The organism is Paenibacillus sp. Aloe-11, assembly GCF_000245715.1.
Taxonomy (GTDB): domain Bacteria; phylum Bacillota; class Bacilli; order Paenibacillales; family Paenibacillaceae; genus Paenibacillus; species Paenibacillus kribbensis.
Window position 1 is genome coordinate 533,979 of sequence record NZ_JH601056.1, and the last position, 12,464, is coordinate 546,442.

The following is a 12,464-nucleotide window of genomic DNA, read 5'->3' on the forward strand; positions in this document are numbered from 1 at the left end:
AATTTTCCAGACGGTCCATGTCCTCACGGCTAACCCGACCATCCAGCGGCAGCAGAAGATCCGTTTTGACCGCACGAAATACATCTTCATACCGCCAACGCCGCTGGACGATATCCAGCGAAGCCCGAATCATTTCCACTAAGGGATGATGCAGTACACTTCTTCGCTGATCCAGGAATACCGGAACTCCATATTGCTTGAATATCGGTTCCACCCACGGCTCATAATCCTCAATATGACGTACAAACAAAGCCATTTCCCGATAACGTGCGCCTTCATCCCGGGCCAGACGGCGCATTTCGCGTACGGCCCCTTCCAGCTCTGCACGACGATTGGCCGCAGCGTACAGCTTTATGCCCTCCGGCTGCTTGTCTGCCCATTGATCCCGTAGCTGCTGCGGTATCCGATACCCTGTACGATGTTCAAAATATGCCTCCAAATACGCCAACGCCGAACGCTCCTTAAACCTCGGCATTGGATCTGGGCGCAATAATTGGGTCCGCATCTCTATCATCAGCTCGTCGGCCATTCCTTTAAGCTTTACATAGGTAGCTGCCGACGGATGAAACAAATCCAGCTCATGCGGAAGCTGTCCGCTCTCGTAGCTGCGGTTGCAGGTCAGCGCCACCGTCAACGAAGAGGCGTGCAGCATAAGCTGCTCTACCACCTTGTATTCATGCGGCGTAAACCTGCGGTAGCCATCCATCCAAATATCTGCCCCGCGCACAAGAGATGACTCGGCAATCTGTTCTGCCAGCATGCGCAGCGTATCCTCACCGTCAATATATTTAAGCGCCAGCTCTCGTTCAAAATCCTCATAGATTAAACTGATATCCTTGAGCTTACCGCGCAAAATCGGGACCGTCTCCCCTGCGGCATGCATGCGCTCCAGCTGCTCTGGTACAGACCGTGTATCATTCCCATACTGCTTTAGCTCCGTAAACAACGTATTCAACCGGTCTACAAAGCCAAGCTGATCCCCCGAGTCCTTGAACAAGCTCAGTTCATCCTTGCGACGACGTATAATTTTATATAAAAGCATCTTCTTGCCCTCTTCCGTCACCGGCACCAGCGCTGAACCTCCGGTTTCCTGCATGACTAAATAAGCAAGACGATGAAATCCCATCACCTGGGCGCGCACCGACCCCTGAATACCGTTTCCGGCTTCTGTAAGCAACGCATGCTCGGAAGCAAATGACGATTGCTCCGGTACGAGCAGCAACATGGGCTTGCCTAGCGGCTGCTCGCGTAGCATAGATGTCATTTCATGACGGATTAGCGTGCTTTTACCACTGCCTGAGCGGCCAATCAACAAACGGACCGACATGATGCGGCCTCCTCTCCAACGAACAACATTCTATTTAACAGTATAGCACACGAGGCAAGGGAGAAAAGAACGTACGTTTGCCATTTTGCAGCAATATATCCTTCCTCAAAAAACAAACAGTCCCGCAGGTTGGCTTGATGCATGCCTTCTCTACAGGACTGATGTATACATTAAACGAGCCTATTTTACTTATTTAACCATCTTTAGCCATCCCAAAGACGATTCACTGTGTTTCCACACCTACAGTTGTTTTTGGCTGCGCACCTCAAAGATCGCGAATTTCAAATAATGGCCTTCCTCCACGCCCAAAATTTGCGGATGATCCTTGCCCGCTGCTCTCCAGTCCACCAGACGGAGGATTTTTCCTGCATCAGCCGCCGCTTCCTTAATCGTGTCCAGAAACAGTTCGGGACGCATATGGTACGAACAGCTCGCCGTCACCAGATAGCCCCCCTCATTAACGAGCTTCATCCCGTGCAGGTTGATATCTTTATATCCCCGCGTAGCTCCTTTGACCGCACTTTTCGTTTTGGCAAAGGCTGGCGGATCAAGAATAACCACGTCAAACGTACGTCCGCCACCAGCTGTTAGCGGCTTGGACGTATCCCCCTTGCCCCCAGCTCTGGCTGCTCGTTCCTCTACACCTTTGACCTGATTGCGCAAATATTGAAAAGCATCGTCGACGACAAACTCGACGCGTTCCTCGAAGCCGTTCAGCTTGACATTATCCCTGGCGCTTTCAATCGCATGCTCGGAAATATCAAGACAAGTTACTTTTTTGGCCCCGTATTTACATGCATGAAGTGTAAAGCTTCCGGTATGTGAAAAGCACTCCAGTACGGTTGCGCCATCCCAAAACGGGAATTCAACAACCTTGCCGCTTTTATTTACAGGCTTCATAACCGTAGTGCCAGAGCCACCTTGTTCTGCTACTTCCTGCATTGTAATTCCGCTGCGCGCACCCCAGCCTGTCATCAACGGTGCAATCGCCGCACGATTCTCACGCTGGTCGAAGAAATAACCTGTCTTCTGGCCCTCCACAATATCGACCTTGATTTGCAAGCCATTTTCCGTTACCACGACATGGCGTGGGCAATCACCGTACAAAGGCCCCTTCGTCTGTTCCAGTCCTTCCAGCTCGCGGACGGATACATCACTGCGTTCATATATACCGACCGGATGAATGACTTCAACGAGCGCGTCCCTAATTTCTTCCCTACGCCGATCCATGCCCAGCGTTAACAGCTGCACGACCAATACATCACCAAAACGGTCTACAATCAGTCCAGGCAAAAAATCAGCCTCGCCGTACACTAGCCGATAAGCATCTCCTCCGGTCACAAAACGTTCACGGTGTTCCAGACAATTGCGGAAGCGTTCAACAAAGAAGCTTTTGTCCATGGCTTCCAGCGGCTCGTACGATAGCACACGCACCGTAATTTGTGAAGCCGGATTATAGTAGCCTGTCGCCAAATATCGACCCTGATGGTTAACAATGCTAACCAGATCGCCCGCCGCCGGATCGCCCTCGACCTTGGCTATTTCATTTTTAAACACCCAGGGGTGTGCGTGCTCCAGCCTTTTTTTGCGGCCTCGTTCTAATATTACTGAAGGCAAAACCCTCACTCCTATTCTTGGATTACTCAAAGTCCTTATAAGCGTGGTGTTCGATGGGGCGCGGCTCCGCGATTCATTTGATCTTACGATCGCTGTTGCAATGGAATTCTTGGATTAGGTAAAACATTTAAAGGTAAGAATCCCCCTGCAAAGGCGAACGCTCTCGCTTCTCCAGATTCAAATGAACCGCTCCGCTACTGCCCGCCTTTATATCGACGTCACGCTTTTAAAGCTTGTGTAGATACTACAAAATTATCGTTCCGTAAAAAAACTGCTCAGCCATGCTTGTCATGGCTGTCCTCGGTAGATCATAGGCTGTTACATAAGCGCTTTAGCGTTACTGAGAAAGGTCAATATACTTCGTTTGATGCTAAGTGCAACTCATGGAAATATCGTGATTCTTTAAGGCATTACAACAATGAGCGAAAGATCAAATGATCTGTGAATCGCCTTAGTCACCAACATTAAATTACATTAGAAAAGGGGGCTACGCCCGTGTTTATACACGTTATTTTGCCGCTGTGCGGTGGGCTGCTTATTTTTTTGGGCGGAATGAAGCTGATGGAAGCAGCCCTCCGCCATTTGGCTGGCCCCTTCCTTACTCGCTGGCTGAACCGGGCCACCGTCTCCCCTTGGCGGGGCTTGCTGTTCAGCTCAGGCATTACCGCCCTGCTGCAAAGCAGCACCGCCGTAACGGTGATGACCATCGGTCTGGTTAATGCCGAGCTGTTGACCTACGGTCGTACGCTCGGCATCATCCTCGGCACCAATATTGGCACCTGCCTGACCACCGAGCTGATGGGGCTGCAGCTGGGCAAAATGGCTGTGCCGCTGCTATGTGGCTCACTGCTATGCTGGAGCACCGCCGTCCTGTGGGGAGAAGCTGTCCCCGGCCGCCAGTATGTATCTGCCGGAGCTCCCCACGGCTCCAATGGACTCAGCCGCCCGCAGGCTGCACAATTTATCAGCCTTGCCTTTGCCGGATTTTCGCTGATTCTGATCGGCATCCGTGTGATGCAAGCAGTCGGCCCCTGGATTGAGCAGGCCGGACTATTCCGCTGGTTTCTGGATCACGCTGCGGCCAACATGTGGTGGGCCTTCGCCGCTGGAGCCTGCCTGACCGCACTTGTCCACAGCAGCGCAGCCGTCATCGGCATGGCGATCAGCCTTGCGGCCGCAGGTGCCTTGCCGGTCGATGTGGGGATCGCCATTGTCATCGGCTCCAATGTAGGCACATGCGTAACTGCTCTGATCGCCGCTGTTGGCGGCAGTGTGTCCGGCAAATTTGTGGCCTGGTCCCATGTGCTGCTGAACGTAGGCGGGGCATTGCTTTTTATGCCGTTGATTCCCGGGCTGGAAATGGCTGCCGCCTGGATATCCGCCGAGCCCGGAGCCAAGGTCGCCCATGCCCAAACCCTGTTTAACGTGATCAGCTCTCTGCTTGTCCTGCCCGTCTGCTATTTACCTGTATGGACTCGCTTAGAGCAACGCATGTCTCACCCTAGAATTAAACGTTAAGTCCCAGCATAGACAGCGCCTTGCTCAGAATGACATCATTATTATCATATCCACCTTGGCGCTGGAGACGCCATGCTTCCTCAGGCGTATGCCACGCGACACCTTTTATTTCTTCGATCTGCGCCTGTAAATCTCCATCCAGTGCCTCTACGAGATAATAATGAACTTCCTTGTCCACTTCCCCATATTCAGCGTGCCGGTACGTATAAGCAATCATATCCACATGCTGAATAATTCGCCCGTTTAGCCCTGTTTCCTCGCGAATTTCACGCAAAGCCGTCTGTTCGATTGTTTCTCCAGGCTCCATTTTGCCTTTAGCCAGGGATACCTTGCCATATCGGTCGGTAATCAGCTGGATTTCAAGCTGCTCCCCCTGTCTGCGAAACACCACACCGCCTGCTGAAATTTCCTTTTTTGCTGCCATCCTGTAATCTCCTTTCCTTGCGCAACAAGGATTCCGTCCTCTCTGTAAGGAAAGGCGAAATCCTTGTTGGCCATCGCTATTGCCTATTCAGGCTTTTTACGCTCTTAAAGAGCTGTTTGCAGTCCATTCTCCAGTACGCGGACCAATTGACCTTCACTTTCATTAATGCCCGCCTTCGTCAGCTTCACATGGCACACCTTGCCGACCAGATCTTCAGTACCTTCAAACACCAGTTGAATGTAATTGTCACTATAACCATAGAGTATGCCACTACCTTCGGTCCCTTTCGGCGCAACTTCCGGAATGACCTCCAGCACCTGACCTACAAACTTCTCAGCATACGCCAGCTGCATTTGCTCTGACAGTTCAATCAGCTCATGCACACGTGCATTTTTCACGTCCTCGTCGACCTGATCCTCCATACGTGCCGCAGGCGTTCCAGTGCGCTTGGAATACGGGAATACGTGCATTTCTGAGAAATTGATTTTTTTCATCAGCTCATAGCCGTTGCGGAACATTTCGTCCGTTTCCCCGGGGAATCCGACAATCACATCTGTTGTAATCGCCACATCCGGCATTGCTTTTCGAATCATAAGCATCTTGTTATAAAATTCTTCTGTCGTGTACTTGCGGCGCATCCGTTTCAGCACGGTGTCGTCTCCTGCCTGAAGCGGTATGTGAAAATGACGAACCAGCTTGTTGGAGCGTTTCAGCACATCCAGCATTTTTTCATCGATCTGGCTGGCTTCAATCGAGCTGATACGAATGCGTTCCAGCCCTTCCACCTTCTCCAGATCCCACAACAGATCGGACAGGTCATAATTTTCCATATCGTCACCATAGCCGCCAGTATGAATACCTGTGAGTACAATTTCCTTATAGCCTGCATGCACCAACTGACGCGCCTGTGCGATAATGCTCGCGGCATCACGGCTACGGGATAGACCGCGCGACCACGGGATGATGCAGAAGGTACAGAAGTTATTGCAGCCATCCTGAATTTTCAGAAACGCACGGGTATGGTGAGCAAAATCAGGCACATCCATTTCCTCAAACACACGAGTCTTCATAATATTACGCACGGCATTCACCGGTTGACGTGACTCTTGAATCTCCTTCACAAACGGGATAATCTTGTCCCGATCCTGTGTACCAATAACGAGATCGACACCGGGAATATCCATAATTTCAGCAGGAGAAGTTTGAGCGTAGCAGCCCGTCACTGCCACAATAGCATCTGGATTTCGGCGAATCGCGCGACGAATAATCTGACGGCTCTTTTTATCACCGGTATTCGTAACCGTACATGTATTAATCAAATAAACATCAGCAGTCTGCTCATCAAAATCCACCTGCTCATAACCTTCTTTTTTGAATAGCTGCCAGATTGCTTCCGTATCATAAAAGTTTACTTTACAGCCCAAGGTGTAAAATGCCACTGATGGCATATTAAATCCCTCCCATTTCTCCTGTCTCATATAAAATGCACGCCAATGCAGCCATACCTGCGGTCTCTGCACGCAAAATACGTCTTCCCAGCCCTGTCGACTGAGCCCCGGCCTGCTCGGCCTCCAGGTTTTCTGCTTCAGTGAAGCCGCCTTCCGGGCCCACCACCAGCAGAACACGCGGCTTATCTGCCGACGCCCATGGTCCTGCCAAAGGCTGGATCACATCCCGTAGCTGCCGACCCTGCTCTTTTTCATAACAATAGCATATCAAATCATACCCCGTAAAAGAAGCCAGCAGCTCTTTCCACGTCATGGGTGCGCTAATTTCGGGAATCCGATTACGATGGCTTTGCTCAGCCGCTTCCTTCACAATCTTGCGCCAGCGCTCCAATCGCTTGCCTTCTTTTTTGGCATCATACTGCACGACTGTACGCTCGGACAAAAACGGTATAAAACCCGCTGCTCCGATTTCTGTACATTTTTGCATCACCGTCTCCATCTTGTCTCCTTTAGGAAGACTTTGGGCGATGGTGACCTGCACATGCGGTTCAGAGGTCATCTCCAGCAGCTCGACGATCGTCGCCGTCACATGATCCTGCTCAATCGTATCCAGCGCAGCCAGCGCTTCTCTGGATACCCCGTCACTGACTATAATTTTGTCACCGCTGCGACCGCGCATGACTTTAGCGATATGCCGCGCGTCCTCGCCCGCAACAATCACGTGATCTTCCAGAAATTGCTCTGCCGGAATAAAATAACGCTGCATTGTCTCTCACACCTATTCTAAAAATAACTAAACACCATCATATCATCTTTTGCGCCTGTATGACCAGCCTGTTCCCTTTTCCATTGACTTAATATTTATCTGTTCTCGCAAAAAAGGAGCCCTTAGGCTCCAAATAATCCGGTGATGTAAAAAGAGAACTGCAAAAACTGTATATATATCACTTGGGCCAGCGTGTAAAGAGGTTCAATCGTTACAGCCCGCACCTGCGGAATGACCAGTATAAGCAGAAAAATAAAGATGGACCACTGTTCAAACTGCTGAAGCTTGCGGCGCACAGGAGTTGGAGCCACATCCTCCAAAATCCGGTACCCATCCAGCGGAGGCAGTGGGATCAAGTTGAAGATAAACAAAAACAAATTCAAATTGATCAGTGCATTGATAAACAGATAAATCGCCTGAGCTACCCGCTGGTTCTCCATGCCCGGCAGCACTTGAAAATGAAGCAGCATGGCATAGATCAATGTAGTGACAAATGCAAGCAGCAGATTACTCAGCGGACCAGCAGCTGAAACAATAATGCCCATGAGGCGCGGACGGTTGAAATTGTCACGGTTAACCGGAACAGGCTTGGCCCAGCCAAAGCCCCCGATCAACAGCAACAGCGTACCCAGCAGATCAATATGCACAGCTGGATTTAAAGTCACGCGCCCAAGCAGCTTGGCTGTGGGATCACCAAATTTATTGGCATAATACGCATGTGCAAACTCATGCACCGTAAAGGATATAATCACAGCCAGTAAATAAAATGGAAGAACATTTAAATTTACGCGAAAAATACTTTGTAAAAAATCCATACTTACCTCTTTCTCGCCACAAGCGCCAGCCAATCTTCATCGCGGCGTATTTCGGCAATTTCAAAGCCAGCTGCCTTTAACGCAGTTTCGACAACCTCTTCTTTGTTCTTCCAAATCCCTGAAGCAATATAAGTACCGCCTGGCTCCAGAGCCTTATAGACATCATCAATGAACAGCAAAATAATCTCGGCTAAAATATTGGCAACCACCAGCTTAACCGGCAGCTGAATACCCAGCGTTGGATCGCTTGCATTGAGCACGGACAGCAAATCGCTTTCCTTAATAGTAATGCGCTCTTCCAGTCCATTCAGACGCGTATTTTCTCGCGCGCTTGATACCGCTACCGGGTCCAAGTCCAGGGCAAGCACATGCTTCGCCCCCAGCTTTACAGCCCCAATGGCCAAAATACCGGAGCCTGTACCGACATCAATGACTTCCTCTCCACCCTTAATCACAGATTCCAGTGTTCTCAGGCAAAGTGATGTCGTAGGATGCGTCCCAGTGCCAAAGGCCATACCAGGGTCCAGCTCAATGATTTTTTCATCCTCACTTGCAGGCTCATAGTCCTCCCAAGTCGGTTTGATCGTTAAACGATCCGACACACGTAAAGGCTTGAAATATTGCTTCCAGGCATTTGCCCAGTCATCCTCATTGACCGTTTTCAGCTCATACTTTACCTCACCAGGGTCAATATCGAAGGTTCTTAATTGTTCAACACGCGGCTCAATTTGTGAACGTATGCTGTCCATGTCCACTTCTTCGGCAAAATAGCCCTTGATGATCGCTTGTCCTTCAGGGATGTCGTTCAGAGGGCGATCATACCACTGCCCGTAAGACGTATCCCGCGGTTTGTTGAGCGAACCGGATTCTTCAATGGAAACCCCTCCCGCACCTGCTTCGTGCAGAAAATTCGAAATCATTTCGACGGCTTCTTCACTTGTATGTATTGTTATTTCATTCCACAGCATGGTTTTCATTTCCTCCTCATTTCACGTGCATACATTACATTGTACTATATACATGCATAGGAGTTCAAAAAAGCTAGAATCAACGGAGTTCAAAATGTTTTTGTAGTACTGGCGGGTGAAAAAAGAGAAAAACACAAATAAGACGGGCTATCCCACAATCGACCTATTGATGGAGATAACCCGCCCTTTTAAATTCTACTCGCTGTCGTTTATGATACGCTCCTGACGACGATCAGCTGCTTCGCTCCGCCGAATCGCTTCCAAATCCTGAGCATCTGCCTGCTCTGCCGAGAACTCAACATCCTCGTTTTTGGCAGATTGCGCACGCTTGATTTTCTCCGTTTTGGTCAGCACTTTATCGTATCGTTTGTTTGTTGGCATCTGTCACAGCTCCTTCCAAACTTCTCACAGCATTCCACCCGCTTGCTCCACAATGGACATCGCCTGATGATGAATGGACTCATCAACCACAGCAGTCAACAAAATATCATGGCCAGTCGGTCCACCCTGTCCCCCATCGCTCATTCCGCTGGCGGACGGATCAGCCGCAGCCAGTATCGCTGGAGTTGCATCTGTAAAATCCACTCCCTGCGTTAGCGAAGACAAGCTGCTTATTTGTCCTGAAAATACAGGTAATCCGGCGTTGCCAGTGGACTGTCGCGGATATCGGCTAAATCGGTCTATCGACACATCCGCTACCCGAAGAGCTTCCAGTTTTCTAGCGGCTCCCTGTGCTTCCTCAGGACTTTTAAAATACGCCAAAATATTTTTTTCACCCATCCCCAAAAACTCCCTGTGTGAGATTGAGCGCAACTTTTGTTCAAGAACTATACAGTTGCGCTTTGCTATATCCTGCTCATTGGCACGAATTTATATTCTCCACAGAGACGGAACGGACAGTACCGAATTTAGTAGGCGGAATGCTGGGATTATAGTTTGTAAAGATTATAGCTTTTCCGGATGCAGGACAGCGGCGGGCTTCTCTCCTGCCTTGGCTACCCCTGTCTCCCAAGCAGCGCGAATGACAGCCTCCCGAACCTTTTGTACTACTTGTGGATTAAATACATTAGGTATGATATTCGTTTCACTCAGCTCTTCAGAGCTGATCGCATCAGCGATGGCAAGACCGGCAGCCAGTTTCATTTCTTCATTAATCGTCGTGGCATGGCAGTCCAGTGCACCCCGGAAAATTCCCGGGAAGCACAGCACATTATTAATCTGATTTGGGAAATCGGAGCGGCCTGTGGCCAATACACGTACGTGCGGCGCTGCTAAAGCCGGATCAATCTCGGGCTTAGGATTCGCCATGGCAAAAACGATCGGATCAGCGGCCATGCTCTGAATATCCTCCACAGTCAATAAATCCGGGCCTGACACACCGATGAAAACATCAGCTCCCACAATCACCTCGGATAAACTGCCACTCAGATTTTGGGGATTGGTCATATTGGCATACTCTGTCCAATGCGGGTTGCTGTATTCTACTCCACGATGAATGGCTCCTTGTCGATCAACGCCAATCAGATTGCGCACACCTGCCTTGAGCAGCATACGAGAGCAAGCCATACCAGCCGCACCGATACCTGCAAATACAACTTTGACATCCTCCATTTTCTTGCCGCATACCTTCAGTGCATTGACCAGGCCAGCTAATACGACGACTGCCGTACCGTGCTGATCATCATGAAATACCGGAATGTCCAGTTCCTCTTTCAATCGTCTCTCGATCTCAAAACAGCGTGGTGAAGAGATATCCTCCAGATTAATGCCTCCAAAAGCAGGAGAAATCATTTTGACGATTTGAATAATTTCATCAGGGTCCTTCGTATTGAGACAGATTGGAAAAGCATCGACGCCTGCAAACTGTTTGAACAGCACCGCCTTACCCTCCATCACAGGCATCGCGGCCTCCGGGCCTATATCTCCTAATCCAAGCACCGCTGTTCCGTCCGAGACGACGGCTACTGTATTTTTTTTGATTGTGAGCTGGTACGCTTTGGCCGGGTCGTTCGCAATTTCCATGCAAATTTCCGCCACACCCGGCGTATAAACTTTGGATAACCCTTCCATCGACTCGATCGGCTTTTTCGGTAAGGTCTCCATTTTGCCACCTGCATGTAATTCTCTGATTTCATCCAATAAACTACTCATATTTCTCTCCATCCTTTCAGGTCTGTATTTTTAGGCTATGATTTCTATGCTTAGAGATAAAACTCGTCAGCTCCATAATTTGAGTAACAAAGTTGCTAAAATGACCGTGGCTGCCCCGCCGATACGAGTTGCAATTTGCGCGAAAGGCATCAGTTCCATCCGATTCGATGCAGACAAGATGGCCACATCCCCCGTACCTCCCAATCCGCCACGACAACTGGTCACGATTGCAGCTTCTACCGGGTACATGTTAATCCATTTTCCGGTAAAATACCCAGTAACAATGAGTGCAACCACGACAGATGCACAGGTAATGGCATAAGGAATCGTCAAAATTCCAACCACACTATCCAGAGGCACATATAAAATCCCCAGACCTACCATCAATGGCCACGTCAGGCTTGCCGTAATGAATTTGTACAGATGAAAAGCTCCTGTTTCCAGCTGATTCGGCATGACTTGAACACATTTGATGATCGCCGCTGCCAAAATCATCAGAATCGGGCCTGGAATATGAAGATACGGCTCCAGCAGCTTGCCTACGATAAAGAAGGTACAGGCTAATAGCAATCCACCACCCATCAGTGGAAAAGAAATAGGTTGCTCCAAACTTGCAGGAGATAACTTCTTCTCTTCATCGAGTTTCAACAACTTCCCGTTACCAGAAGTACTCGGTTTCTTCTCTGCTAATCTCTTAAGAACACCCGCCCCTATAATTGCAACGATGTTCCCGATGATGGCAGCAGGGATAAACTGGGATACGAATATCGCCGAATCTTTGCCCAGGACCAATCCATACGAAATGGACAAAGGCAAAATTCCTTCCCCAATCCCACCGGAGATAATCGGAATAATGATATAAAAGAACGTATGGTAGGCACTGTAGCCAAAAGCCATTCCTACGACCATGCCAACCGCAACGGCTGCAATAGAACCAATGATGATAGGGGCAAAAATTTTCACGATCCCGTTAATCAACATTTTGCGATCCATACCAAGAATACTGCCGGTTACCAGGCAAGCGATATAGAAATAAAGGAAATTCGAGGTCTTCATAAGCGTGTGTACAGCATCCATCGCGGACGGACTGAACATATTCCAGAATACCATCAACGATGGAACCATGAGTGACAAAATGGCTGGACCGCCAATATGCTTGAGCAACGGAAGTTTGAACCCCAGCTCACTGAACAGTATGCCTAAAATCATGATGACGGCGAATCCGCCCAACATATCGTTCGGAAGTTTTTGTGTAACCGCAGCCAAGTATATAACCAGCGCGATCACGAGGTAAAGCGGGAGTGGAATCACCCCGAGTTTTATCTTGCCTAGCATCTTGATTGCTTCTACAGGATTTTTATGCCATTTTTGTTCCTTTTGAATGACACCCTGGTTTGTTGCATTTTCCATAAAGCTCCCTCCTTGTGTTA

At 49.3% G+C, this 12,464-nt stretch carries 12 protein-coding genes; 1 reads left to right on the plus strand and 11 read right to left on the minus strand.

Translation table 11 applies throughout. The features are described from left to right. On the minus strand, positions 1–1,327 hold a 1,327-nt coding region (locus WG8_RS28580; RefSeq protein ID WP_007431260.1), incomplete at its 3' end, for a PD-(D/E)XK nuclease family protein. Between the two features lie 240 nt (positions 1,328–1,567). Next, positions 1,568–2,944, minus strand: a complete 1,377-nt coding sequence (locus tag WG8_RS15965) for a class I SAM-dependent rRNA methyltransferase (RefSeq protein WP_007431261.1) — start codon at positions 2,942–2,944, stop codon at positions 1,568–1,570. 495 nt (positions 2,945–3,439) lie between these two features. On the opposite strand from WG8_RS15965, the gene WG8_RS15970 reads away from it, so the two are divergent. After that, positions 3,440–4,462: a Na/Pi cotransporter family protein gene (locus WG8_RS15970; RefSeq protein ID WP_007431262.1), complete on the plus strand. Its 1,023-nt coding sequence runs from the start codon at positions 3,440–3,442 to the stop codon at positions 4,460–4,462. On the opposite strand, the gene WG8_RS15975 is transcribed toward WG8_RS15970, so the two are convergent. The 9 genes from WG8_RS15975 to WG8_RS16015 form a co-directional block, all read right to left on the minus strand. Beyond that, positions 4,452–4,886 carry an NUDIX hydrolase gene (locus WG8_RS15975; RefSeq protein ID WP_007431263.1) on the minus strand — a complete coding sequence of 145 codons (435 nt, stop codon included), beginning with the start codon at positions 4,884–4,886 and terminating at the stop codon, positions 4,452–4,454. The two genes, WG8_RS15970 and WG8_RS15975, sit on opposite strands and share 11 nt — an antisense overlap. A 104-nt stretch (positions 4,887–4,990) precedes the next feature. Continuing rightward, positions 4,991–6,334 carry a tRNA (N(6)-L-threonylcarbamoyladenosine(37)-C(2))-methylthiotransferase MtaB gene (gene mtaB / locus WG8_RS15980; RefSeq protein WP_007431264.1) on the minus strand — a complete coding sequence of 448 codons (1,344 nt, stop codon included), beginning with the start codon at positions 6,332–6,334 and terminating at the stop codon, positions 4,991–4,993. A 1-nt stretch (position 6,335) separates the two neighbouring features. Beyond that, positions 6,336–7,100, minus strand: a complete 765-nt coding sequence (locus WG8_RS15985) for a 16S rRNA (uracil(1498)-N(3))-methyltransferase (protein ID WP_007431265.1) — start codon at positions 7,098–7,100, stop codon at positions 6,336–6,338. A 122-nt stretch (positions 7,101–7,222) separates the two neighbouring features. Then, positions 7,223–7,915: a site-2 protease family protein gene (locus WG8_RS15990; RefSeq protein ID WP_007431266.1), complete on the minus strand. Its 693-nt coding sequence runs from the start codon at positions 7,913–7,915 to the stop codon at positions 7,223–7,225. 2 nt (positions 7,916–7,917) lie between these two features. Further along, complete coding sequence (prmA, locus tag WG8_RS15995; protein WP_007431267.1) at positions 7,918–8,883, minus strand: 50S ribosomal protein L11 methyltransferase; 966 nt, start codon at positions 8,881–8,883, stop codon at positions 7,918–7,920. 195 nt (positions 8,884–9,078) lie between these two features. Further along, positions 9,079–9,264, minus strand: coding sequence for a YfhD family protein (locus WG8_RS16000; RefSeq protein WP_007431268.1), 186 nt, complete (start codon positions 9,262–9,264; stop codon positions 9,079–9,081). A 24-nt stretch (positions 9,265–9,288) separates the two neighbouring features. Further along, on the minus strand, positions 9,289–9,663 hold the full coding sequence (locus tag WG8_RS16005; RefSeq protein WP_007431269.1) for a hypothetical protein: 375 nt from the start codon (positions 9,661–9,663) through the stop codon (positions 9,289–9,291). A gap of 165 nt (positions 9,664–9,828) precedes the next feature. Further along, a complete protein-coding gene (locus WG8_RS16010) occupies positions 9,829–11,034 on the minus strand; it encodes an NAD(P)-dependent malic enzyme (RefSeq protein ID WP_007431270.1) in 1,206 nt (401 codons plus the stop codon). Between the two features lie 66 nt (positions 11,035–11,100). Further along, a complete protein-coding gene (locus WG8_RS16015; RefSeq protein WP_007431271.1) occupies positions 11,101–12,444 on the minus strand; it encodes a 2-hydroxycarboxylate transporter family protein in 1,344 nt (447 codons plus the stop codon). Positions 12,445–12,464 lie beyond the last annotated feature (20 nt).